The 25,067-nt window shown below is 70.5% G+C and carries 20 protein-coding genes; 12 read left to right on the top strand and 8 right to left on the bottom strand.

Annotation, left to right across the window (positions count from 1 at the left end; genetic code table 11):
- Positions 1–42: 42 nt before the first annotated feature.
- The 6 genes from malQ (at position 43) to NYE39_RS14415 (ending at position 8,362) form a co-directional block, all read left to right on the top strand.
- On the top strand, positions 43–2,157 hold the full coding sequence (gene malQ, locus NYE39_RS14390) for a 4-alpha-glucanotransferase (protein ID WP_341013061.1): 2,115 nt from the start codon (positions 43–45) through the stop codon (positions 2,155–2,157).
- A 310-nt stretch (positions 2,158–2,467) separates the two neighbouring features.
- Positions 2,468–4,099, top strand: a complete 1,632-nt coding sequence (locus tag NYE39_RS14395; RefSeq protein ID WP_341013062.1) for a peptide ABC transporter substrate-binding protein — start codon at positions 2,468–2,470, stop codon at positions 4,097–4,099.
- A gap of 177 nt (positions 4,100–4,276) precedes the next feature.
- Positions 4,277–5,206 carry an ABC transporter permease gene (locus tag NYE39_RS14400; protein WP_341013063.1) on the top strand — a complete coding sequence of 310 codons (930 nt, stop codon included), beginning with the start codon at positions 4,277–4,279 and terminating at the stop codon, positions 5,204–5,206.
- Entirely contained in the window at positions 5,199–6,203 is a 1,005-nt protein-coding gene (locus NYE39_RS14405; protein ID WP_341013064.1) for an ABC transporter permease, read from the top strand. Before NYE39_RS14400 ends, NYE39_RS14405 begins: the two co-directional genes overlap by 8 nt.
- Before the next feature lie 19 nt (positions 6,204–6,222).
- Positions 6,223–7,230: an ABC transporter ATP-binding protein gene (locus NYE39_RS14410; RefSeq protein ID WP_341013065.1), complete on the top strand. Its 1,008-nt coding sequence runs from the start codon at positions 6,223–6,225 to the stop codon at positions 7,228–7,230.
- Entirely contained in the window at positions 7,223–8,362 is a 1,140-nt protein-coding gene (locus tag NYE39_RS14415) for an ABC transporter ATP-binding protein (RefSeq protein ID WP_341013066.1), read from the top strand. The genes NYE39_RS14410 and NYE39_RS14415 overlap by 8 nt, the downstream gene beginning before the upstream one ends.
- Before the next feature lie 74 nt (positions 8,363–8,436).
- Here the strand turns inward: NYE39_RS14415 and NYE39_RS14420 are convergent, their stop codons facing one another.
- From NYE39_RS14420 to NYE39_RS14440, 5 genes are all read right to left on the bottom strand, one after another.
- Entirely contained in the window at positions 8,437–9,591 is a 1,155-nt protein-coding gene (locus NYE39_RS14420) for an ABC transporter ATP-binding protein (RefSeq protein WP_341013067.1), read from the bottom strand.
- Entirely contained in the window at positions 9,588–10,643 is a 1,056-nt protein-coding gene (locus NYE39_RS14425; RefSeq protein ID WP_192911511.1) for an ABC transporter ATP-binding protein, read from the bottom strand. Before NYE39_RS14425 ends, NYE39_RS14420 begins: the two co-directional genes overlap by 4 nt.
- Positions 10,644–10,648: 5 nt before the next feature.
- Positions 10,649–11,638, bottom strand: coding sequence for an ABC transporter permease (locus tag NYE39_RS14430; RefSeq protein WP_192911512.1), 990 nt, complete (start codon positions 11,636–11,638; stop codon positions 10,649–10,651).
- Complete coding sequence (locus NYE39_RS14435) at positions 11,635–12,639, bottom strand: ABC transporter permease (protein ID WP_072623853.1); 1,005 nt, start codon at positions 12,637–12,639, stop codon at positions 11,635–11,637. Before NYE39_RS14435 ends, NYE39_RS14430 begins: the two co-directional genes overlap by 4 nt.
- An 89-nt stretch (positions 12,640–12,728) precedes the next feature.
- On the bottom strand, positions 12,729–14,384 hold the full coding sequence (locus NYE39_RS14440; protein WP_192911513.1) for an ABC transporter substrate-binding protein: 1,656 nt from the start codon (positions 14,382–14,384) through the stop codon (positions 12,729–12,731).
- A gap of 270 nt (positions 14,385–14,654) precedes the next feature.
- Here NYE39_RS14440 and typA point away from each other — a divergent pair, with 270 nt between their 5' ends.
- Genes typA through NYE39_RS14470 form a run of 6 tightly spaced genes read left to right on the top strand, consistent with a single transcriptional unit; the run spans position 14,655 to position 21,469 of the window.
- Entirely contained in the window at positions 14,655–16,550 is a 1,896-nt protein-coding gene (gene typA / locus NYE39_RS14445; RefSeq protein WP_341013068.1) for a translational GTPase TypA, read from the top strand.
- Between the two features lie 13 nt (positions 16,551–16,563).
- The gene (locus NYE39_RS14450) at positions 16,564–16,698 is read left to right on the top strand and encodes a hypothetical protein (protein WP_341013069.1); all 135 of its coding nucleotides are present in this window, start codon (positions 16,564–16,566) and stop codon (positions 16,696–16,698) included.
- Positions 16,695–18,323 carry an ABC transporter substrate-binding protein gene (locus NYE39_RS14455; protein ID WP_341013070.1) on the top strand — a complete coding sequence of 543 codons (1,629 nt, stop codon included), beginning with the start codon at positions 16,695–16,697 and terminating at the stop codon, positions 18,321–18,323. The genes NYE39_RS14450 and NYE39_RS14455 overlap by 4 nt, the downstream gene beginning before the upstream one ends.
- On the top strand, positions 18,320–19,231 hold the full coding sequence (gene mshB, locus NYE39_RS14460; RefSeq protein ID WP_185221628.1) for an N-acetyl-1-D-myo-inositol-2-amino-2-deoxy-alpha-D-glucopyranoside deacetylase: 912 nt from the start codon (positions 18,320–18,322) through the stop codon (positions 19,229–19,231). The genes NYE39_RS14455 and mshB overlap by 4 nt, the downstream gene beginning before the upstream one ends.
- Positions 19,228–19,716, top strand: coding sequence for a flavin reductase family protein (locus NYE39_RS14465; protein ID WP_223277764.1), 489 nt, complete (start codon positions 19,228–19,230; stop codon positions 19,714–19,716). Before mshB ends, NYE39_RS14465 begins: the two co-directional genes overlap by 4 nt.
- Positions 19,717–19,720: 4 nt before the next feature.
- Positions 19,721–21,469, top strand: a complete 1,749-nt coding sequence (locus tag NYE39_RS14470) for a VanW family protein (protein WP_341013071.1) — start codon at positions 19,721–19,723, stop codon at positions 21,467–21,469.
- A gap of 6 nt (positions 21,470–21,475) precedes the next feature.
- Here the strand turns inward: NYE39_RS14470 and NYE39_RS14475 are convergent, their stop codons facing one another.
- From NYE39_RS14475 to NYE39_RS14485, 3 genes are read right to left on the bottom strand one after another with little or no spacing between them, the layout of a single operon-like run.
- Complete coding sequence (locus NYE39_RS14475) at positions 21,476–22,522, bottom strand: ABC transporter ATP-binding protein (protein ID WP_185221630.1); 1,047 nt, start codon at positions 22,520–22,522, stop codon at positions 21,476–21,478.
- Positions 22,519–24,021 carry an ABC transporter permease gene (locus tag NYE39_RS14480; protein WP_341013072.1) on the bottom strand — a complete coding sequence of 501 codons (1,503 nt, stop codon included), beginning with the start codon at positions 24,019–24,021 and terminating at the stop codon, positions 22,519–22,521. The genes NYE39_RS14475 and NYE39_RS14480 overlap by 4 nt, the downstream gene beginning before the upstream one ends.
- A 10-nt stretch (positions 24,022–24,031) precedes the next feature.
- On the bottom strand, positions 24,032–25,051 hold the full coding sequence (locus tag NYE39_RS14485; protein ID WP_341013073.1) for an iron ABC transporter substrate-binding protein: 1,020 nt from the start codon (positions 25,049–25,051) through the stop codon (positions 24,032–24,034).
- Positions 25,052–25,067: the final 16 nt, after the last annotated feature.

The raw sequence follows: 25,067 nt of genomic DNA on the forward strand, positions 1-25,067 counted from the left end.
TCCCGGTGGACAGCAGCCGTGGACCTCGGCAAGGGTGGCCCCGTGACCTCGACGACGGACCTGCTGCGTTCCCTCGCCGCCGCCAAGGGCGTCGACACCGACTGGTGGGACTGGCGCGGCGAGCACCGTCAGGTGCCGGAGGCCGCGCTGCGCTCCGTGCTCACCGCGATGGGCGAGGACGTCGCCGACGAGGCAGCCGTGCAGGCCGCCCTCGAGCGGGTCCGGACCGCGCCGTGGCGCCGCACGCTGCCCCCGACCGTCGTCCAGCGTGAGGGTGACCCCCTTCGCCTCCTCGTGCACGTGCCGCACGGCAGTGCGGTGGCCGTCCACGTCGAGCTCGAAGGGGGGCACCGCCGTGACCTGCAGCAGCTCGAGCACGTCGTCGAGCCGCACGACGTCGACGGCACGGTGGTGGGCGAGGCCGCCTTCGAGGTCCCGGGCGACCTGCCCCTGGGCTGGCACGAGGTCGTCGCGGAGGTCGAGGCCGGACCGCTGACCGAAGGAAGCGAGCGGGCCGTGCTCGTCACCGTGCCCCAGCGACTGGAGCTGCCCGCCGTCGTGCAGGAGCAGCCGCGGGCCGGGCTGCTGACGCAGCTGTACCAGGTTCGGGGATCCGGCAGCCAGGGCATCGGCGACCTCGGCGACCTCGGCACCCTCGGCGAGTGGGCCGCCCGCGAGCACGACGCGCACTTCGTCCTCGTCAACCCGCTGCACGCCGCCGAGCCCGTCGCGCCGATGGAGCCCTCGCCCTACCTGCCGACCTCGCGTCGCTTTCTCAACCCCGTCTACGTCGACCTGCGCGACCTGCCCGGCGCCGACCGCCTCCCCGAGCCGGCGCGCGCCGAGATCGACGCCCTCGCCGACCGCGCTCGCGAGCTCAACCGGCTCGATCGGATCGACCGGGACGCCGTGTGGGCGCTCAAGCAGCAGGCCCTGCGCACCGCCTTCCGCCACCTCGGCGCCGGGCAGGCCGACGAGGTGGCCGCGTTGCACGCCGGGGAGGGGCAGGCGCTCGTCGACTATGCGACCTGGTGCTCGCTGGCGGCCGAGCACGGCAGCCTCTGGGAGAGCACCTGGCCGCCGCAGCTGCACGACCCCACCTCGCCCGAGGTGCTCGCCCACCGCGAGGCGCACCGCGAGGAGGTCTCCTTCCACGTGTGGCTCCAGTGGGTCGCCCGCACCCAGCTGTCGCGGGCGCAGTCGCGGCTGCGGGCCGCGGGCATGGGCATCGGCGTGGTGACGGACCTCGCCGTGGGCATCCACCCCGAGGGCGCCGACGCGTGGGCCCTCGGTGACGCGCTCGCCCGGGGCGTCGACGTCGGCGCACCGCCCGACCAGTTCAACCAGCTCGGGCAGAACTGGTCGCAGCCGCCCTGGCGGCCCGACCGGCTCGCCGAGCTCGGCTACGCGCCCTTCCGCGAGATGCTGCGGGCCGTCCTCTCCGGCGCCGGGGGGCTGCGGGTCGACCACGTCATCGGGCTCTTCCGCCTGTGGTGGGTCCCCGAGGGGCACGCCCCGGTGGAGGGGGCCTATGTGCGTTACGACCACGAGGCCCTCGTCGGGATCCTCGCCCTCGAGGCGCACCGCGCCGGGGCCGTCGTCATCGGCGAGGACCTCGGCGTCGTCGAGCCGTGGGTGCGCGAGCACCTCCTCGAGCGCGGGGTGCTCGGCACGAGCGTCGCGTGGTTCGAGTGGGGCGACGACGGACGCCCGCTGCCGCCCGAGGCCTACCGCGAGCTGTGCCTGGCGACCGTCACGACCCACGACCTGCCGCCGAGCGCCGGCTACCTCGACCTCGAGCACGTCGCGATCCGCGAGCGCCTCGGCCTGCTCACCCGCCCGGTGGAGGAGGAGCGCGCCGCCGAGGAGGCGAGCGTGCGGGCGGTGCGCGAGACGCTGCACGAGCGGGGGCTGCTGGCGCGCGTCGATGCGGAGCCGGCCGACGTGGTGGCGGCGCTGCACGCGTGGCTGGGGCTCACCCCTTCGCGCCTGCGGGGCATCGCCCTCACCGATCTCGTCGGCGACGTGCGGGCGATCAACCAGCCCGGCACCGACGAGGAGTACCCCAACTGGCGGCTGCCGCTCGCCGGCCCCGACCGTCGTCCGGTCAGCCTCGACGACATCGTCGCGGGGGCCATCGGAGCCCGTCGCGACTGAGACCTCTCCGCCGCGTCCGCCCGCCGCGATATCGGCGGTGTCACGGGGCCGTCACCGCAAGGTTTCCCGATCGTGAGGGTTAACCCTGCATCTCCTTTGAGGGGTGCCGGGTCGGTCACCGAAGAGTCACAGTTGTGTCTCAGGGCACACGGGTTCATGGTGCGATCGGGCCCCGTGGTTTTTGATGTCACGAGCAGTCGCGGACCGCGCTGCGCCCAGGGGTGGACCCGGACGATCGGGAACGCCGATAGACCCGCCGTTCCCGGCGGCATGACGTAGGAGGACATCCATGCGAGTGAAGTCTCGCGCGATGGCAATCGCCAGCATCTCCGCGGCCGCGCTTTTCGCGACCGCGTGCGGCGGTGGCAGCGACGACAGCGACGGCGGCTCGGGCGGCGAGGGCGGCACCATCACCGCTTCCGGCTGCAACCCGGAGAACCCGCTCGTCGCAGGTAACACCGCTGAGACCTGTGGCGGCGACGTCCTCGACGTGCTGACCGCCAAGCTGGTCCACTACAACCCCGAGACCGCCGAGCCCGAGAACGACATCGCCGAGTCCATCGAGACCGACGACAACCAGAACTTCACGGTCAAGCTCAAGAAGGGCTACAAGTTCCACAACGGCGACGATGTCCTCGCCAAGAACTTCGTCGACGCGTGGAACTACACCGCCTACGGCGTCAACGGCCAGCAGGGCAGCTACTTCTTCGAGCCGATCGAGGGCTTCGAGGACCTGCAGTGCACCGGTGAGGACGAGGACAAGCCCTGCGAGGGCAAGGGCAAGCCCAAGGCCGAGGAGCTGACCGGCCTCAAGGTCGTCGACGACCTGACCTTCACCATCAAGACCAGCGAAAAGGTCTCCAACCTCCCGCTGCGTCTGGGCTACACGGCCTTCGCCCCGCAGCCCGACGCCTTCTTCGACGACCCGGAGGCCTTCGGCGACAAGCCGATCGCGGCCGGCCCGTACAAGCTGGACTCCTGGGAGAAGAACCAGGCCATCACCCTGAGCAAGTTCGAGGACTACTCGGGTGAGTACGGCGGCAACGCCGACGAGATCATCTTCCAGAACTACGAGGACTCCGACGCCGCCTACGTGGCGCTCCAGTCCGGCGACCTCGACGTCGTCCGTGAGATCCCCGCGAGCGCGCTGGTCGACAACAAGTTCAAGGACGACCTCGGTGAGGGCCAGTTCCTGGAGAAGGAGAACTCCACCCTCCAGTTCATCGGCATGAACCACCACGTCGACAAGAAGCTCGAGAACGTCAAGGTCCGCCAGGCCATCTCGATGGCCATCGACCGCAAGACGATCGTCAAGCAGATCTTCAACGACGCCTACACTCCCGCCACCGGCTGGGTCTCCCCGGTCGTCGACGGCTACAAGGAGGGCGCGTGCGGTGAGTACTGCGAGTTCAACCCCGAGAAGGCCAAGCAGCTGCTCAAGGAGGGCGGCGGCTACGACGGCAAGCTGACCCTCACCTACAACGGTGACGCCAGCCACAAGGGCTGGACCGAGGCGGTCTGCAACTCCATCAACAAGACCCTCGGCATCGACTGCGTCGCGACCCCCACGGTCGACTTCGCGACCATGCTGACCAAGCTGGGCGAGAACGAGCTCAAGGGCATGTTCCGCATGGGCTGGGTCATGGACTACCCGTCGATCGAGAACTACCTCGCGCCGATCTACGGCAAGGGTGCGTCCTCGAACTACTACAACTACGCCAACGACGACTTCCAGAAGACGATGCGTGAGGCGGGCGCCGCGGAGACCCCGGAGGAGGCCAACAAGCTCTACCAGGAGGCCGAGGGCCTGATCGCCGAGGAGTTCACGACGATCCCGACCTGGTACGGCAAGACCATCATCGGCTGGTCGGAGAACGTCACCGACGTCCAGGCGACGCCCTTCGGCAACCCGGACCTGGCCGCGATGAAGGTCAAGAACTGATCCTCGTCGAGGGTTGACTTTCCGCACGACGCCGGCCGGCCATCCGCTTCCCGTGATGGCCGGCCGGCGTCGTGCCGAGCCCGCGGCGTCGACCGCCGCCTGGGGCCCCAACGTTTGAGTTAGTCTCTCCCGGCACCCCGGGCAGAGGTGCGTCCGACTTCCCTGAGGAGGTGCAACGTGGGCAAGTACATCGTCCGACGATTGCTCCAGATGATCCCGGTGATCATCTTCTCCACGTTCCTGATCTACGCCATGGTCTTCGCCATGCCGGGTGACCCCACGGCAGGCAAGTGTGGTGAGCGGCCCTGTCCGCCGGCCTACGTCGCGGCATTCAACGAGAAGTACCACCTGAACGAGCCGCTGCCGGTGCAGTACGGCTACTACGCGGCCAACGTCCTCCAGGGCGACCTCGGCGAGAACCAGTTCGGTCGGCCGGTCGCCGAAGAGCTGGGCGAGCGCTTCCAGGTCACCGCCAGGCTCGGCCTCATGGCCCTGGTCTTCGAGGGAGTCCTCGGCATCGCTGCCGGTGTTCTCGCCGGTCTGCGCAAGGGCGGCTTCATCGACAACCTCGTGCTGGTCAGCACCCTCTTCGTCATCTCGGTGCCGGTCTTCGTCATCGGTACCGTCCTGCAGTACACGATCGGTCTCAACCTCGAGTGGCTGCCGCCGCTCGCGCGGGGGACCAACCCCGAGTTCAAGGCACTGATCCTGCCCGCGATCGTGCTCGGCTCGACCTCGCTGGCCTACATCGCCCGCCTGATGCGGACCAACATCGCCGAGAACCTCAAGTCCGACTACGTGCGCACGGCCCGGGCCAAGGGGCTCAAGCCGGGGCGGATCATCGGCATCCACACCCTGCGCAACTCGATGATCCCCGTCGTCACCTTCATGGGCTACGACTTCGGCGCCCTGCTCGGCGGCGCGATCGTCACCGAGGGCATCTTCAGCATCCAGGGTGTCGGCGGCTACATCTTCGAAGGCATCCGCCACCGCGATGGCGTCGCCGTGGTCGGCGCGGTCACGGCCCTGGTCATCGTCTACCTGCTCGTGAACCTGCTCGTGGACCTGCTCTACGGCGCCCTCGACCCGAGGATCAGCAATGACTGACGACAACGCGACGCGCGACGTCGCCACCGAGACCGGTCCCGGCAACGACGAGACGGGCGCGACCACGACCCGCGAGGCGGCGCTCGCCGCCGACGCGACCCAGGAGAGTGGTCAGGCGAGGTCGCTGACCTCCGACGCCTTCGCCTCCCTGCGGCGCAACCCGCTCTTCTGGATCTCGAGCGTGCTCATCTTCGTGCTCCTGCTCATGGCGGTGTGGCCCTCGCTCTTCACGCCCTACGACCTGAAGTTCAACGACCTGAGCATCGCCCGCGAGGGGCCGAGCAGCAAGCACTGGTTCGGCACCGACATCCAGGGCGCCGACATCTACACCCGCACGATCTACGGTGCCCGCGCCTCGATCCTCGTCGGCGTGCTCGCGACGGCCGGTGTGCTGCTCCTGGGATCCTTGCTCGGGCTGATCGCCGGCTACGTCGGCGGCATCGTCGACACCCTGATCAGCCGTATCGGCGACATCTTCTTCGCCATCCCGCTGCTGCTCTCGGGCATCATCTTCCTGTCCTCGCTGCAGGACACTGACACGCTGCTGGGCATCCCGATCCAGGGCTACTTCGGCGTCGTCTTCCAGGTCGTTCTCGTCTTCGTGATCTTCGGCTGGCCGAGCCTGATGCGTCTCATGCGCTCGTCGGTCATCCAGGTCAAGCCCAACGACTACGTCCAGGCCGCCCGGGCGCTCGGCGCCTCGCCGATGCGGATCATCCGCCGGCACGTGCTGCCCAATGCCATGGCACCCGCGATCGTCGTCTCGACGATCAACCTCGGCGCCTACATCGCCGCGGAGGCAACGCTGTCCTTCCTCGGCATCGGCCTGCGCCCGCCGACTGTCTCGTGGGGTGTCATGATCAGCGACTCCCTCGACACGGTCCGGGCCTCGCCCCACATCCTCTTCTTCCCCGCCCTCTTCCTCAGCATCGCGGTCCTGGCCTTCATCATGCTCGGCGACGCCGTGCGTGACGCCTTCGACCCCAAGAGCCGCTGAGAGACAGGTGAGTGAGTACATGAGCACCACGACGACTCCGTCGGGCTCCGAGCACCTGCTCGAGGTCGACGACCTCTACGTCGAGTTCCACACCCGCGAGGGCGTGGCCAAGGCGATCAACGGCGTCAACTTCACCCTCGACGAGGGCGAGACGCTGGCGATCCTCGGTGAGTCCGGCTCCGGCAAGTCGGTGACCGCCCAGGCGATCATGGGCATCCTCGACATGCCCCCTGCCGTCATCCCCGGCGGCCGGATCCTCTACAAGGGCAACGACATCCTCACCATGCCCGAGGAGCAGCGGCGTGCCATGCGCGGCCCGCAGATCTCGATGGTCTTCCAGGACGCGCTGAGCTCGCTCAACCCGGTCTTCCCGGTCGGCTGGCAGATCGCCGAGATGTTCCGGGTCCACCAGGGCATGAGCCGGTCCAAGGCCTACGCGGAGGCCGTGCGCCTGATGGAGCGGGTCAACATCCCCGCGGCCAAGGAGCGCGTCAAGGCCTACCCGCACCAGTTCTCGGGCGGTATGCGCCAGCGCATCATGATCGCGATGGCGATCGCCCTCAACCCCAAGGTCCTCATCGCCGACGAGCCGACGACGGCCCTCGACGTGACGGTCCAGGCCCAGATCATGGCCCTCCTGCAGGAGCTGCAGGAGGAGTACAAGATGGGCCTGATCCTCATCACCCACGACCTGGGTGTCGTCGCCGACGTCGCCGACCGGATCGCCGTGATGTACGCCGGCCGGATCGTCGAGCGGGCGGACGTCGACGAGATCTACGCGCAGCCGGGCCACCCCTACACCAAGGGGCTGCTCGAGTCGATCCCGCGACTGGACCAGAAGGGTCAGACGCTGTCGGCCATCGGTGGCCTGCCGCCCAACCTCACCCGGATCCCGCAGGGCTGCGCCTTCAACCCGCGCTGCGTCATGGCCCAGGACATCTGCCGTACCGAGCGCCCCGAGCTGCTCGACATCGGTCCGCGCCGTCAGTCGGCGTGCCACTTCAGCCAGGAGGTGCTCGATGCCTGAGGTGATCCTCAAGGCCCAGGGCCTGAAGAAGCACTACCCGATCAAGGGTGGCGTGCTCCGTACGACCGTCGGCCACGTCAAGGCCGTCGACGGTGTCGACTTCGAGCTGCACAAGGGCGAGACCCTCGGCATCGTCGGTGAGTCCGGTTGCGGCAAGTCCACGCTCGGCCGACTGCTCATGCGGCTCGAGGAGCCGACCGAGGGCACCGTCGACTTCGACGGGGTCGACATGTACGCCCAGTCCGGCGGCGCGATGCGCAAGCTGCGGCGTGACATCCAGATCGTCTTCCAGGACCCCTACACCTCGCTCAACCCGCGGCGCACGGTCGGCGAGATCATCGCCGAGCCCCTGGAGATCCACACCGACGTCGTGCCCAAGGGCGGGCGCAAGCGCCGGGTGCAGGAGCTGCTCGAGCTCGTCGGTCTCAACCCCGAGCACATCAACCGCTACCCGCACCAGTTCTCCGGCGGTCAGCGTCAGCGCATCGGCATCGCCCGCGGCATCGCGCTCAACCCCAAGGTGCTCATCTGCGACGAGCCGGTCTCCGCGCTCGACGTGTCGGTGCAGGCGCAGGTCATCAACCTCATGGAAAAGCTCCAGAACGAGCTCGGCCTGTCCTACATCTTCATCGCCCACGACCTGTCCGTGGTCCGCCACATCTCGGACCGCGTCGGCGTGATGTACCTCGGCCGCATGGTCGAGATCGGCAACGAGGACGACATCTACTCGCGTCCGACGCACCCCTACACCCAGGCGCTGCTGTCGGCCGTGCCGGTGCCGGACCCGACCTTGCGCGGCAAGCGCGACCAGATCGTCCTCTCCGGTGACGTCCCGTCGCCGGCCAACCCGCCGTCGGGCTGCCACTTCCACACCCGCTGCTGGAAGGCGCAGGACATCTGCCGGACCGAGACCCCGCAGCTCGAGCTGCGCGCGGACGGCGCGGGGACGCACCCCTCCCGCTGCCACTTCGCGGAGCCGCGGCTCGTGGTCGAGACCACCGACGTCACGGACAACCACGGTCTCTTCGAGGGGCACGGCCTCACGGACCGGGCCGATGCGGCCGCCGCGGGTCAGGCCGGTGGCGCCGCCGCCGGCGGTGCCTCGGCCGACACCTCGACCGCAGGCGCCTGACGCACGCCACGCGTCAGACGCCGAAGGGGGGAGCCACCAGTCGGTGGCTCCCCCCTTCGTGCGTCTGCCGGAGGTCAGGCGAAGGGGATCTCGCCGACGATCCGCTCGGCCTCGTCATCGGCGGCCAGCTGCGCGCCGGTCTCGTCGACCTGAGCGGCCACCGCGTGCGGCTGGAGCTCGCCCGAGGCGATCTGCTCGGCCCAGTGGCAGGCGACCTTGTGCTCCGCGCCGGCGCCGTCGATCTCGACCAGCCTCAGCTGCGGACGCTCGGTGTCGCAGCGGGTCTCCTGGCGCCACGGGCAGCGGGTGTGGAATCGGCACCCCGCGGGAGGCGCGGCCGGCGAGGGCAGGTCGCCGGTCAGCAGGATCTGCTCGCGGGTGTCCTCGACGACCGGGTCCGGCACGGGCACCGCCGAGAGCAGGGCCCGGGTGTAGGGGTGCAGGGGAGCGGCGTAGAGGTCGTCGGCGGGCGCCTCCTCGACGATGCCGCCGAGGTACATCACGCCGACGCGGTCGGAGATGTGCCGCACGACCGCGAGGTCGTGGGCGATGACGAGATAGGTCAGGCCGTACTCGGCCTGCAGGTCCGACATGAGGTTGATGACCTGCGCCTGCACCGAGACGTCGAGTGCGGAGACCGGCTCGTCGGCGACGATGAGCTCCGGGTTGACGCTCAACGCCCGGGCGATGCCGATGCGCTGGCGCTGACCGCCGGAGAACTCGTGGGGGTACTTCTTCAGCGCGGCCGGCGGGAGCCCGACGTCGGCGAGCAGCTGGCGCAGGCGGGGCTCGGCCTCCTTGGCGTTCTTGACGATCCCGTGGGCCTTCATCCCCTCGACGAGCAGGGCCTCGACGCTCTGGCGGGGGTCGAGGCTGCCCATGGGGTCCTGGAAGACCATCTGCAGGTCCTTGCGCCGCCGGCGCAGGTCCTCGCCCGTCAGCGTGGAGATCGGCTCGCCGCCGAAGGTGACCGTGCCGTCGGTCGCCGGCTCGAGGTGGAGGATCGCGCGGCCGAGCGTGGACTTGCCGCAGCCGGACTCGCCGACGAGGCCGTAGGTCTCGCCGCGTCGGATCTGCAGGTCGACGCCGTCGACGGCGTAGACGTGCCCGACGACCTTGTCGAAGATGACGCCCTTGGTGATCGGGTAGTGGACCTTGAGGCCGCGGACGTCGACGAGGACGTCGGCGTCGCTCTCCGTGGCGGTCGGCTCGGGGCTCGTGGTGGTCATCGGACCTCCTCGGTCGTCGCGGCCTCGGCGGGCGAGGGGTCGCCCGCGAGGGGGTTGAAGCAGCGCAGGGCACGCGAGCCCCCGAGGGCCAGGTCGGGGGTGGCCTCGCGGCAGTGGTCGGTGGCGCTGGCGCAGCGTGGCGCGAAGGCGCACGAGCTGGTCCACGGGAGGTTGTCGGCCACCGACCCCGGCACGGGGTTGAGACGCGCGCCGCGCTCCCCGTCGAGGCTCGGCACGCTCGCGAGCAGGCCACCGGTGTAGGGGTGGCGGGGCTGCGCGAAGAGGTCGTGCCGCTCCGCCCGCTCGACGAGTCGGCCGCCGTAGAGGACGTTGATCTCGTCGCACAGCCCGGCGACGACGCCGAGGTCGTGGGTGATCATGATCAGGGCCGTGCCGGTCTCCTCGACGAGCTCGCGCAGCAGGGCGAGGATCTGGGCCTGGATCGTCACGTCGAGCGCCGTGGTCGGCTCGTCGGCGATGAGCAGCCGGGGCTCGCAGGCCAGGGCCATGGCGATGAGCGCGCGCTGACGCATGCCGCCGGAGAGCTGGTGCGGGTAGTCCTTGAGTCGACGGTCGGGGTCGGGGATGCCCACCTTCTTGAGCATGTCGCGCGCGTGGGGCGTGGCCTCCTTGCGGGACATGCCCTTGTGCCGCTCGAGCACCTCGGTGACCTGTCGGCCGATGGGGACGACGGGGTTGAGGGAGGAGAGCGGGTCCTGGAAGATCATGCCGACGTCACGGCCGCGACGCTCGCGCATCTGCTTGTCGGAGAGGGTGAGCAGGTCGGTGCCGTCGAGGTGGACCGAGCCGGTCACCTCGTTGCCGCGGGTGGGCAGCAGGCCCATGATCGCGAGCGAGGTCACCGACTTGCCGCAGCCGGACTCGCCGACCAGGCCGACGGTCTGCCCGGGCTGGACGTCGAAGCTCACCCCGTCGACGGCGGTGAAGGGGGTCTGCCCCTGCCGGCGGAAGGTCACCGACAGGTCGCGCACGGACAGCAGGGGAGTGCCGGCGCCCGCGCGGGGGCTGCTCGGCGTGGGGGCGGACGACATGCCGCTCACCTCCGGCTCTTGGGGTCGAGGGCCTCGCGCAGCGACTCACCCATGAGGGTGAAGCCCAGCGCGACGACGATGATGCACAGGGCCGGGTAGAAGGCCAGGTGCGGGTGGTCCTGGAAGTAGGTCTCGGAGGTGCCGAGCATCTGGCCCCACTCGGGGACCCGGTCGTCGGGCAGGCCGAGGCCGAGGTAGGACAGCGCGGCGGCGTCGATGATCGCCGTCGCGAGGACGAGCGTCGCCTGGACGATGACCGGCCCGAGCGAGTTGGGCAGCATGTGCCGCAGGACGATCGCCGAGCGCTTGACGCCGAGCGCGCGGGCGGCGAGGACGTGGTCCTTGCTCCGCTGGGCGAGCATCGAGCCGCGCAGCAGCCGGGCGAAGATCGGCACCTGCACGGTGGCGATGGCGATGATGACCGTCCACTGGCTGGGGCGGGCGGCGATCGCCGCGATGGAGAAGGCGAGCAGCAGGCTCGGGATCGACAGCATGACGTCGACGATGCGCATGATGACCGCGTCGACGACCCCGCCGAAGGCGCCGGCGAGGGTGCCGAGGACGAGACCGCCGGACAGGCCGCCGAGGGTCGCCGCGACTCCGACGATGAGCGTCTGCCGGCTGCCGACGATGAGCCGGGAGAGGAAGTCGCGGCCCGAGCTGTCGGCACCGAGCGGGTAACCCGCCTCCGGGCCGGGGATCGGGTTGGACTGCGGGCTCACCTTGTCGATGAGGGGGTTGTCGGCGGGGTCGTGGGGAGCGATCCAGGGTGCGACGATCGCGAGGACGACGAAGGCGATGGTGATCGCCAGGCCGAGCAGGAAGATCGGGTTGCGACGCAGCCGACGCCAGGCCGAGGCGATGAGGCCGACGCCCTCGGAGTCGTCGATCGCACCGGCCTCGGCGACCGTCGTGCCGCTCGAGGCGGCGAGGTCGTCGATGCGCTGCTTGCGGCGGGCGCCGAACCCGCGGCGGGGGGACTGGTCGGAGCTCATCGGGTCCTCACTCGGGGGTCGACGACGGCGTAGAGGATGTCGACGATCAGGTTGACGACGACGTAGGTGCCCGCGGCCGCGAGGATGAGCACCTGCAGCACGGGATAGTCGCGCAGGCTGAAGGCCTGGCGCAGGGCGTCACCGATGCCGGCGATGTTGAAGACCGACTCGGTGAGCACGGCTCCGGCGAGCAGCCCGCCCATCTGCAGACCGATCGCGGTGATGACCGGCAGCAGCGCGTTGCGCATGACGTGCCGGCCACGGACGACCCGCTGGGTCAGACCCTTGGACTCGGCGGTGCGCACGTAGTCCTCGTCGAGCACCTCGAGCACCGAGGCGCGGGTGATCCGGAAGATCATCGCGAAGGGGATGGACGCCAGGGCCAGCCCCGGCAGCAGCAGGTGCTTGAGGGCGTCCCAGGCCGCGTCCCACTCACGGGTGAGCAACCCGTCGAGGATGAAGAAGCCGGTGACCCGGGTGGCGTCGACCTCCTGACGCCCGGAGACCGGCAGCCAGTGCAGCTCCTGGGCGAAGACGTAGCGCAGGAGGAAGGCGAGGAAGAAGACCGGGACGGCGACGCCGACGAGCGAGCCGATGACACTGAGGTTGTCGAGGAGGCTGCCGTGCCGCTTGGCAGCGAGGTAGCCCAGGGGGAGCGCGAGGCCGATGGCGATGACGAGCGCGACGAGGCTGAGCTCGATCGTCGCCGGGAAGCGGTCGAGGAGGAGGTCCATCGCCGGCTTGCCGGGCTGGACGCCGTTGGAGACGCCGAAGTCGCCGGTGACGGCTCGCTTGAGGAAGGTCCAGTACTGCACCCAGATCGGCTCGTCGAGCCCGAGCTCGTGGGTCAGCCGGGCGCGGCTCTCCGGGGTCGCGCGCTCGCCGAGCATCGCGGAGACGATGCCGCCGGGCAGGGCGCGCAGCCACAGGAAGAGCAGCAGCGACAGGACGAAGATGACGAGCACCAGCTGCATGAGCCGGCGGATGATGAATCTCAGCACGAGTGCGCTCCTGGTGTCGACCGCGGACCGGGGCCGCCTCGACCCGGTGGTCGAGGCGGCCCCGTCACGAGGTCACCTGCTGGTGTGGGTCACTTGCCGCCGACGGTGACCGACGAGAAGCGCTCGGCGGTCAGCGGGCTGGCGACGAGCCCCTCGACGTCCTCGTTGACGACGATCGCGGGCGGCGAGTGCGAGATCGGCAGGCCGGGCACGTACTCGTCGTGGATCTTCTGGTTCAGCTCCTCGTACTTCTTCGTCCGCTCGGCCTCGTCGACCGTCTGGTCGGCGTCCTTGAGCGCCTTGCTCAGGTCGGCACCGAAGTCCGTGGCCGAGGTGTGGAAGTCGTTGGACTTGAGGTTGCCGAAGAAGGTGCCGATGAAGTTGTCGGCGGAGTTGTAGTCACCGGTCCAGCCGAGCAGCCAGGCGTCGAACTGGCCGTTGTCGACGCCGTCGAGGTAGCCGCCGTTCCACGGCTTGGTGACGACCTCGACCTCCACGCCGGCCTTCTCGAAGTCCTTGCGGATGGCCTCGTGGATCTTCTGCGGGTTGGGCATGTAGGGCCGGGTGACCTCGCTCGGGTAGGCGAAGGTCAGCTTGAGGTTTTCCTGGCCCGCCTCCTTGAGCAGCTTCTTGGCGCCCTCGGGGTCGTACTTGGTGACCGCGATGTCCTTGTTGTAGCCCTCGACGGTGTCGGGGTAGAACTGCGAGGCCGCGGTGGCGCCCTCCGGCAGCTGGGACTTCACCAGCTGCTCGCGGTTGACCGCCATGTCGAGCGCCTGACGGACCTTGAGGTCCTTCAGGGCCGGGTTGCTCTCGGGGTTGAAGGCGACGTAGAGGACGTTGAAGGGGTCGCGGATCTCGACCTGGTTGCCGTCGTCCTCGAGGGCCTTCCAGTCCACGGGGTTGGGCAGGTCGTAGCCGTTGATGCTGTCGGCCTCGAGCTCCTGGCGGCGGGTCGACTCGTTGGGGATGATGTTGAAGACGATCTCGGCGTTCTTCGCCTTGTCGCCCCAGTAGTCGTCGTTGCGCTTGAGCGTGACCGTCTTGTTGGCCTCGTCGTAGGCGTCGAAGGTGTACGGGCCGGTGCCGACGGGGTTCTCGGAGTTCTTGGGGTACGCGAAGCCCTCGCCCTGCTTCTTGACGTCGTTGGCCTTGCCCTCCTCCAGCGCCTTGGGGGACTGGATGCCGAAGGCCGACAGCGAGAGCATCGCCGGGAACTTCGAGGTCGCGCGGGCGATCTTGAGCACGACGGTCTGCTCGTCGCTCGCCTCGCAGCTGCGGTAGAGCGAGTCATCGCCGAAGCCCTCCATCGAGTAGGCCCAGTACTCGGCGGGGCCGGCCTGGGCGGTCTCGTTCTGGTCGGCCATGCGCTCGAAGTTGTCGCAGACGGCTTGGGCGTCGAGGGTCTCGCCGTCGCTGAACTTCACGCCCTCACGCAGGGTGAAGGTCCACGTCTTGCCGTCCTCGGACGGCTCCCACTTCTCGGCCAGGCCGGGCCCGATCTCGGAGCTGCCCTCCTCGACCTCGACCAGACCCTCGAAGATCTGACGGGTGACGCGGAAGGTCTCGCCGTCACTGGCGTAGAAGGGGTCGAAGACCTCGGGGGCGCCGGCGGCGCCGAAGGTGAAGGTGCCCTCGGCGTCACCACCGGAGCCCGAGTCGTCGCGCTCGCTCTGCGCGCACGCGCTCAGCGTCAGCGCAGTCGCGGCCAGCGCGGCCAGCGGGGCAGCTTTCCTCATCGACATGTGTTCCTCGCTCGTCTCAGCCAGGCCCGGAGCGGTCGCCCGGGTCCGTGTCCGCGGGCGATGGTGATCCACCGCACACGGTTGGGGCGGCAATCTAGTCCGATCCTGCGGCCGTCAGGGGCTGGTGCCGTGACCTTTACCGGAGTGAGACCGCCGCGACCGCAGGATGTGTGGCGAAGGGGGAAAACCCTCACCCGATCCTGCGGCAGGGGGCGGGTCCCCCCTTCGTCCATTTGGGCCGGGGGCCCACGGGCTGAGATGATCGCGACCATGCCCCTGATCTCTCGCAGCGACATCCGCAATGTCGCCATCGTCGCCCACGTCGACCACGGCAAGACCACCCTCGTCGACAAGATGCTCTGGCAGGGGGGTGCCTTCGGCGAGCACGACCACGTCGACGAGCGGGCCATGGACTCCGGCGACCTCGAGCGGGAGAAGGGCATCACCATCCTCGCCAAGAACACGGCGATCCACTACAACGGCCCCTCCGCGGCCGCCCACGACGCCCCCGACGGCGTGACGATCAACATCATCGACACCCCCGGCCACGCCGACTTCGGTGGCGAGGTCGAGCGCGGTCTGTCGATGGTCGACGGTGTCGTCCTGCTCGTCGACGCCTCCGAGGGCCCGCTGCCGCAGACCCGCTTCGTGCTGCGCAAGGCGCTCGCGGCCAAGATGCCGGTCATCCTGTGCATCAACAAGGTCGACCGGCCCGACAGCCGGATCGCCGAGGTCGTCGACGAGGCCTACGAGCTCTTCATGGACCTCGACGCCGACGAGGACCAGATCGAGTTCCCCATCGTCTACGCCTCCGGCAAGGCCGGCGCCGCGAGCCTCACCCGGCCCGAGGACGGCACCCTGCCGGACAACGACGACCTCGAGCCGCTCTTCAAGACGATCATGGAGACGATCCCGGCCCCCTCCTACGAGGAGGACGCCCCGCTCCAGGCGCACGTCACCAACCTCGACTCGAGCAACTTCCTCGGTCGCCTCGCGCTGCTGCGCGTCTTCAACGGCGAGCTGCGCAAGGGCCAGCAGGTCACGTGGTGCCGCCACGACGGGTCGACCGAGCGGGTCAAGATCACCGAGCTGCTCATCACCGAGGGCCTCGAGCGCAAGCCGCTCGACACCGGCGCCGCCCGCCCCGGCGACATCATCGCCATCGCCGGCATCCCCGACATCATGATCGGCGACACGATCGCCGACGCCGACAACCCCATCCCGCTGCCGGTCATCACCGTCGACGAGCCGGCCATCTCGCTGACCCTGGGCACCAACACCTCGCCCCTCGTCGGCCGCGGCCCGACCAAGGGCACCAAGGTCACCGCCCGCATGGTCAAGGACCGCCTCGACAAGGAGCTCATCGGCAACGTCTCGCTGCGCGTGCTGCCGACCGAGCGCCCCGACGCCTGGGAGGTCCAGGGCCGAGGCGAGCTCGCGCTCGCGATCCTCGTCGAGCAGATGCGCCGCGAGGGCTTCGAGATGACCGTCGGCAAGCCGCAGGTGGTCACCAAGGAGGTCGACGGCAAGGTCCACGAGCCGGTCGAGCGCCTGACGATCGACACCCCCGAGGAGTACCTCGGCGCCATCACCCAGGTCCTCGCCGCCCGCAAGGGCCGCATGGAGCAGATGACCAACCACGGCACCGGGTGGATCCGCATGGAGTTCCTCGTGCCCTCGCGCGGCCTCATCGGCTTTCGCACCGAGTTCCTCACCGAGACCCGTGGCGCCGGCATCGCCCACCACGTCTTCGAGGGCTACGAGCCGTGGTTCGGCGCGATCACCACGCGCGTCTCCGGCTCGCTCGTCGCCGACCGCTCCGGGCCGGTCACGTCCTACGCGATGGTCAACCTCCAGGAGCGTGGCTCGCTCTTCACCGAGCCGGGCACCGAGGTCTACGAGGGCATGATCGTCGGCGAAAATTCGCGCGCCGACGACATGGACGTCAACATCACCAAGGAGAAGAAGCTCACCAACGTGCGGGCCTCCTCCGCGGACAACTTCGAGAAGGTGGTCCCGCCGCGCAAGCTGAGCCTCGAGCAGTCGCTCGAGTTCTGCCGCGAGGACGAGTGCGTCGAGGTCACCCCGGACGCCATCCGCATCCGCAAGGTCGAGCTCGACGCCAACCTGCGTGCCCGGGCGGCTTCACGGGCTCGCAACTCCTGAGAGGAGAGCGCCGATGAGGCGCAGCACCCGAGGACTGATCGCCGGTGCGGTCGCGCTCGCCTTCGTGCTGCGCAAGGCGCTCGCGGCCAAGATGCCGACGGGGACGGCGGCCCCGGCCCCGGCCCGTCGGCGAGCACCGGTGACGTGAGCGGCCCCGAGGACCGCCTGACCCTGCTGTCGGAGGGCCCGATCGCGGCCTGGGACCCGCAGCGGATCACCAGCCGGCAGGTCGCCGGGCTCGCCTCGCGCACGTGGATGCGCACCCTCACCGCCTACGCCCCGGCGACCAACCTCGCGGGCCAGCGGGCGCTGCGCGGTGACCTCGCCGATGGCACCGGGCGGGCGAGCAAGGACGCCAGGACGTGGACCTTCCGCCTGCGCCAGGGCGTGACCTGGCAGGACGGCTCGGCGATCACCTGCGAGGACGTCCAGCACGGCGTCGCCCGCTCCTTCGACGAGGACATCACCTCCAGCGGCTACGCCCTGACCTACCTCGACATCCCCAAGCGGCCCGACGGCACCTCGCGCTACCCCGGCCCCCTGGCGAAGGGGGGGACCTCCGCCGCCAACCGCAAGCTCCTGGAGCGGGCGGTGGAGTGCCGCGACGAGCGGACGATCACCTTCCACCTCGCCGAGCCGGTCGGCAACTTCGACGAGGTCGTCTCGCTGCCCGAGTTCGCGCCCTTCAAGGCCTCGCGCGACAAGGTCGACGACGTCACGCACGACGCCTTCAGCTCCGGGCCCTACAAGCTCGAGGAGGGCTGGACCCCGAGCAAGGGCGGCACCTGGGTGCGCAACCCCGAGTGGTCGGCGAAGAGCGACCCGCTGCGTCGGGTCGGGCCGGCGACGATCGAGCACAAGGAGGGCGTCGAGCCCAAGGACGCCGTCGAGACGATCGTCGACGGCGAGGACGGCGGGCGCACCCTGGCCCTCGACCCGGTGCCGGCCGCGCTCACCCCGGCGCTCGACGAGGCCGGCGACGCCGCCCAGTCCGTCACCGTCGACGGCCAGCTCGTCGACTACCTCGCCGTGAGCAGCAAGAGCAGCGCGCTGAAGAAGTCCGCCGTGCGCACCGCGCTGGCCACGGCGACCAACCGCGAGGGATACACCGAGGCACTCGGCACCGCCACCGGCACCCCGTCGTGGTCGCTGCTCGGGACGGCCCTGCCGTCGACGCACGAGACCGTCCTCGACCACGGACCGACGGGCGACGCCGCCGCGGCCCGCGCCCAGCTGCGCCAGGCCAAGGTGCGTACGCCGGTCAAGATCTCCGTCGCCTACCGCGACGGCGGCGAGATGCCCAAGGCGCTCAAGGCGCTCGAGGGCACCTGGGAGGACGCCGGCTTCGACGTCACCCTCGAGCCGATCGACGAGGAGGACTACTTCTCGCAGGTCGGCACCCGCAAGGTGGCCGAGAAGCACGACCTCGTCTGGGCCAACTGGGGCCCCGACTTCCCCTCGGCGAGCACCGTGCTGCCGCCCCTCTTCGACGACCGGATCAACCTGTCGAAGACCTCCGTCGGCCGCAACTACGGACTCTGGGCCGACAAGCAGGTCACCAAGGCCATGGACAAGGCCGGCGCGGAGACCACGCGGGCCGACCGGGCCACGGCCTGGTCCGCGATCGACACCGACCTGCTGCGCGACGGGGCGTACATCCCCCTTCGCCAGAGCCGGCTGACCCATGCGGCCGGGTCGGAGGTCACCTCCTTCATCGGCAACCCCGCCTACGGCGGGGTCCCCGAGCTCGGGGTCGTCGGGGTGTCGCGATGACCCGCGCCGAGCCGGTCCTGGTCCGCGGGCGGCCCGCGCGGCTGCTCTTCGTCCACGCCCACCCCGACGACGAGTCGCTCGCGACCGGCGTCGCCATCGCCCACCACGTCGCCGCCGGTGACGAGGTCCACGTGCTCACCTGCACCCTCGGCGAGCAGGGCGAGGTCATCCCGCCCGAGCTGGCGCACCTCGACGCCGACCACGAGGACACGCTCGGCGAGTTCCGCCGCGACGAGCTGCGCGGCGCGATGACCGCCATCGGCGCCCGCAGCCAGGTCCTCGGCGAGGACCCCGCGGTGGGCCGGCTCTCGCGCTGGCGCGACTCCGGCATGGCGGGCACCCCGGCCGCGGCGGACCCGCGCTGCTGGGTGCGCTCCGACGACGCCGAGGCGGTCGCCGCCGTGCGCGCGGTCGTCGACGAGGTCGCGCCCGACCTCGTCGTCACCTACGACGCCGACGGCGGCTACGCCCACCCCGACCACATCCGCACCCACGAGGTGACCCGGGCGGCCGTCGCCGCGATGGACGAAGGGGGGCGCCCCGCCCTCTTCGGCGTCTTCACCCCGCGCTCGTGGGCCCAGGAGGACCGCGAGGTCCTCGCGACGCTCCACGCGCCGGCGCAGGTCGGCTGGACGCAGCCGACCGGGGAGTTCCCCCCTTCGGTCGTGGACGACGCCGTCGTGACCCACGCGGTCGTCGACGAGTCCGCGATCGCCCACCAGGAGGCCGCGCTGCGGCACCACCGCACGCAGGTCACGCTCGGCCCGTCGCACACCTACGCCCTGTCCAACGACATCGCCGCGCTGCTCCCGGGGCGTGAGGGATTCGCCCGCCTCGACGTGGCGACCGGCCTCCCTGTGGCCGGGGAGCCCGCGGGGGAGCGTCCGCCACTGGTGGCCCGCCAATGACCGGGCTGGCCCCGACGAGCCTGCGGCACACCATGGCGCACTTCGCGACCGGGGTGACCGTGGTGACGACGCTCGAGGACGGCCACGACCACGCGATGACCGCCAACTCGATCACGTCGGTCTCGCTCGACCCGCCGCTGGTGCTCGTCTGCGTCGCCAAGGACACGGGCTGGCACGAGGCCGTGACACAATCGGGTGTCTGGGGGATCTCGATCCTCCCGGCAGCAGGCCGCCCCGCGGCCAGCTGGCTGAGCACCGGCGGGCGCCCGCTGCACGGCCAGCTCTCGCGGGTGGCGCACCATCGGGGAGAGCTCGGCGTCGCCCTGCTGGACGACGCGTTGGGCACCCTCGAGTGCCGCACGAGCGCCCAGCACGATGCCGGCGACCACACGATCGTCGTCGGCGAGGTCGTGTCCAGCCGCGCCGACGCGCACCGGGGCGACCCGCTGATCTACTACCGCAGCCAGTACACGAGCACGAGGTGACCGCATGACCCACGACGACAGCTGGACCGACGACGGGCTCGTCGACCGGCCCCGCCGCGGCCGTGGCGTGCTCGCCGGTGCCTTCGTGCTCGTCGTCATCGCCGGGCTCTACGTCGCCGCGGCGATGTACTTCGGCGACCGGGTGCCCTCCGACACCCGGGTCGGTGGGGTGGCCATCGGCGGGCTGACCCCCGACGAGGCGCAGTCCAAGCTGGAGAAGCAGCTCGCCGACGAGGAGGCCGAGCCGGTCGTCGTCGACGTCGCGGGCAAGAGCGTCGAGCTCGAGCCCGCCGACTCCGGCCTCGGCTACGACTACGAGGAGTCGGTGAGCGGGCTCACCGGCTTCAGCCTCAACCCCGTCGACCTCGTCAACCACGTGCGTGGCGGCGTCGAGCGCGAGGTCGAGGTCGCCGTCGACGAGGACGCGCTCGCCGCGGCCGTCGACGAGGCGACCGACGGCATGGACGTCAAGCCGACCGAGGGCAAGGTCGCGCTCGACGGGGCCAAGATCACCAAGACCGCGTCCAAGCCCGGGCTGACCGTCGAGCGGGACAAGGTCGTCGAGGCGATCGTCGAGGGGTGGCCGTCCAACCGCGCCATCGACGCCGCGACCACCCAGCCGAAGCCGAAGCTCAGCCAGGCCGAGATCGACCGCTTCGCCAAGGACGACCTCGCGCCGCTCGTCTCCGGGCCGGTGACGATCAAGACCACCGACCCCAAGGCCTCCGGCGCCGACAAGACCATCTCCTTCGAGCTGACCGCGGAGCAGCTCGCCGCGGTCGTGTCGATCAAGAACTCGCAGGGCAAGCTGACCGCCACCGTCGACGAGGACAAGATCCAGCAGACGGCCGTCGCCGCGGGCAAGGCCTCCGGCCGCTTCCGGCCCGCCCAGGACGCCACGGTCCAGCGCAACGGCCGCAACTTCTCCGTCACGCCGTCAAGCAGCGGTCTCGAGCTCAAGGCCGAGGGCATCGGTGCCGACATCGCCGCCGCGATGAAGAAGTCGGGCTCCGAGCGCACCGTCACGGCGCGGGCCCAGGAGGCCAAGCCGGAGTTCACCACCGCCGAGGCGAAGCGCACCCTGCCCAAGGAGCAGATCTCGACCTTCACGACCTACCTGCCCGACACCGGGGGCGTGCGCACCAACAACATCAAGATCGCCGCGCGCCAGCTCAACGGCGCCTACGTCGCGCCGGGTGAGACCTTCTCGCTCAACCAGCTGCTCGGCCCGCGCACGCCCGGCAAGGGCTACCAGAAGGCCGGCGTCATCAACGCTGGACGACTCACCGAGGACTACGGCGGCGGCATCTCGCAGCTGTCGACGACGCTCTTCAACGCCGTCTTCTTCTCGGGAGCCAAGATCGAGGAGTTCCACCCGCACTCCTTCTACATCTCGCGCTACCCCGAGGGGCGTGAGGCGACGATCTCCTGGCCGGGCGTCGACAACCGCTTCACCAACGACACCGGCGCCGGCATCCTCATCAACGCCTCGGTCAACGGCGACGAGGTGACGGTGAGCTTCGACGGCCGCAAGGCCTACGACAAGGTCGAGGCCTCCAAGAGCGCCCGCCGCAACATCGTGCCGCCCAAGAAGATCACCGACGACAAGAAGGGCTGCGTGCCGCAGTCGCCCGCGCCGGGCTTCTCGGTCGACATCACCCGCACCTTCATCAAGGGTGGCTCGACGGTGAAGTCCTCGACCTTCACCACGACCTACATCCCCCAGGACGACGTCACCTGCACCAACCCCTGACGGGGGTCACACGAGCGCGGAGCCCGGGTAGGCCAGCACCGGGCCGTCGACGCTCACCGGGACCTGCTCGCCGACCTCTGGGGAGTGCCGGCCGGGGACGCGGACGGTGACGACGGTGCCGTCGGCCAGCGCCACGTGCACCATGGCGTGCGCGCCGTGGTAGTCGACGTCCTGGACCGTGCCGTGGGGGCAGCCCGGCGAGTCGCTGAGGCTGAGGTCCTCGGGCCGCACGACGACCACGACCTCTCCGTCGCCGCGCGGGACGTCGCCTCGTGCCGTGACGATCCCGAGCGGGCAGGTGATGCCGTCGGTGGTGCGGTGTCCGGTGAGGTGCACGACGTCGCCGAGGAAGGCGGCCTCGCGGGCGTCGACCGGTTCGTCGTAGATCTCGCGGGGGGCACCCACTTGGCTGAACCGCCCACCGCGCATGATGGCGACCTGGTCGGCGAAGGAGAGCGCCTCCTGCTGGTCGTGGGTCACGAGGATCGCCGTGGCCGAGGTCTCCGCGAGGGCGGTGGCCACGGCATCGCGAGTGCTCGCGCGCAGGGCCGTGTCGAGCGAGGAGAAGGGCTCGTCGAGCAGGACGACGGACGGGGAGAGGGCCAGCGCCCGGGCCAGGGCCACGCGCTGCTGCTGGCCGCCCGAGAGCTGGTCGGGGCGTCGGGTGGCGGTCGCGGCGGGCAGGCCGACGAGCTCGAGCAGCTCCTCGACGCGGTCGCCGCGCCGGCGGGCGGCCCGCGGCATGCCGAAGGTGATGTTGTGCGCGACGTCGAGGTGGGGGAAGAGCCCCCCGTCCTGCCGCACGTACCCGATGCCCCGCCGCTCGGGCGGGACGGCCCGACCGGCGCCGCACACGACCCGGTCACCGATGGTCACCGTGCCGGCATCGGGGGCGAGGAACCCGGCGATGACGCGCAGCAGCGTCGTCTTGCCGCCACCGGAGGCACCGAGGACGGCGGTCGTCGTGCCCGTGGGCACGGTGAGGTCGACGTCGCGCAGGACCGGCTCGGCGCCGTACCCGACGGTGACGCCACGGATGTCGACGGTGCTCATTCTTCGATCCCACTCTGTCGGAGCATCAGGACGGTCAAGGGCGCGGACAAGAGGATCATCATGGCGGCGAAGGGAGCCGCGCCCGCGTAGTCGAACTCGTCGCTCGCGGCCCAGAAGGCGGTGGCCAGGGTGGAGGTCCCGGTCGGCGACAGCAGCAGCGTCGCGGTGAGCTCCGTGGCGGCCGCGATGGCCACGAGGGCCGCTCCGGTGAGCGCCGAGGGGAGGATGAGCGGCAGCACGACCCGGCGGAAGGCCCCGAGCGGACTGCACCCGAGCGACCGCGCGGCATCGCTGAGCTCGGGGGGCGCGGCGGCCAGGCCGGAGCGCAGGGAGACCATGGCGCGGGGGATGAAGAGGATCGAGTAGCAGAGCACGAGCAGCAGCGGCGACTGGTAGATCCCCGGGACGTACCGGACGGAGACGGTGATCAGGGCCAGGGCGATGACGACCCCGGGCAGCGAGCTCGCGATGTAAGTGACCCGCTCCAGCACCAGTGTCCACGCGGTGCGCCGCCGGCTGAGCAGCCATGCGCCCGGCAGGGCCAGGACGGTCGTGACGGCCGCGGCGGCCAGCGCCAGCGAGATCGTCGAGCCGGTCGTGACGAGCAGCGAAGGGCGCAGGCCGAGCTCGTCGACGGGCGCGGCCAGGTGCGCGAGCAGCCACCGGCAGACGAGGGTGACCGGCAGGACGAGGGAGACGGTGACGACGACGGTCAGCGCGAGGAGCGCCGCCGGGGACCACCGTCCCAGACGCACGCGGGCGGCCCGGCGGTGGACTCCGCGGCCGACGCGGGAGGTGCGGGCCGTGCCGCGCAGCAGGTGCTCGAGGGTGAGGACGGTGACGCACATCAGGGCGAGGACGAGCGCGAGCACGCTGCCCTGGTTGCTCGAGAAGCTCACCTCGTACTGGACGAGGATCGCGGTGGTGAAGGTCGGGTAGCGCATCATCTCGAGCACGCCGAACTCGGCGAGGAGGTGCAGCCCGACGAGCAGGCCGCCACCGCTGACCGCCGGCCGCAGCCGGGGCAGGACCGTGCGGCGCCAGGCCTGCAGCGGACTGGCGCCGAGGGCGCGGGCGTCCTCCTCGGGGGCGGCGTCGAGGTCGCGCAGGATCGCGGCCACGGGCAGGTAGACGAAGGGGTAGTACGCGGCCGTCGTCACCAGTGCGGCCCCGCCGAGACCGTCGAGTCCCGGTCGGAAGGAGACCCAGGCGTACGCGGCGACGAAGGCGGGGACGGCCAGGGGGGCACCGAGCAGCACCCGCCACACCCCGGCGAGGGGCAGGTCCGTGCGCTCGACGAGCCAGGCCGCCCCGACCCCGAGGACGACCGTCGCGGGCACCGTGACGAGCAGCAGCAGGAGGGTGTTGGTCAGCAGCTCCGCCGTGCGCGGGCGGAGCAGGTAGTCGACGGCGCCCGCGGGCGAGCTGCCGAAGCCGTCCGCGGCCACGACCACGAGCGGCAGCACCGTGATGACCGCGACGAGGACCGCCGCGGTCATCACCAGGTGCCTAGAGAATGCCGGCATCGGTCATCAGCTGGGTGACCTTTTCGGAGTCGAGGGAGAAGGGGTCGACGGCGGGCGCCTGCAGGGACTCCAGCGTCGGCAGGTCGGGGTCGGAGTCGACCCCCTTCGCCACGGCGTACTCCTTGGACCCGCTCGACTCGAGGACGGCCTGCCCCTCCTCGGAGAGGATGTAGTCGACGAACTGCTGCGCCTCGTCGGGGTGCTTGGCGTTCTTCAGCACGCCGGCGGCGGAGAGGCTGACGAAGGCGCCCGGGTCCTCGCCCTTGAAGTAGTGCAGCTTGGTGTTGGCCGTGCCCTCCTTGGTCTCGGCCTGGTCGCGGTACCAGTAGTAGTGGTAGATCACGCCCATCGGGACCTCGCCGGCGTTGACGGCCTTCATCGTCGCGATGTTGTTCTCGTAGATGCGGGCGTTGGTCTTCATGCCCTCGAGCCACTGCGTCGTCTTGGCCTCGCCCTGGTCGGCGAGCATGCCGGCGACGATCGCCTGGAAGTCGGCGCCGGTGGCACCCGCACCCCACTTGTCCTTGTACTCCGGCTGCTGCAGGTCCATGAGCGAGGCGGGCAGCTCGTCCTCGGCGACCTCGTCGGGGTTGTAGACGAGGACGGTCGAGCGGGCGGCCACGCTCGTCCAGTCGCCGCTCGACGGGCGACGGTTCTCGGGCACGCGGGCGAGGGTCGCGGCGTCGACGGGCGCGAGCAGCCCGGCGTCCTCGACGAGGGTCATCGCGGGGCTGTTCTCGGTGAGGAAGACGTCGGCGGGGGAGGCGTCACCCTCCTCGACGATCTGGTGGCCCATCGACGAGTCCTTGCCCGGACGGATCTGGGTCTTGATGCCGGTCTTGTCCGTGAAGCCCTGCGCCCACGCCTTGGTGAGGTTGTCGTGCTGGCTGGAGTAGATCTGCAGCGCGTCCGGGTCGGTCGCCGGGCCGTCCGAGCCGCCGCAGGCGGCGAGGGCGAGGACGGAGGCGCCGAGGGCGCTCACCATGAGGGTGCGTCGGGTCATCATCGCGGGGTCTCCG

This window comes from Janibacter sp. FSL W8-0316, assembly GCF_038004165.1.
In the GTDB taxonomy this organism is placed as follows: Bacteria; Actinomycetota; Actinomycetes; order Actinomycetales; family Dermatophilaceae; genus Janibacter; species Janibacter indicus.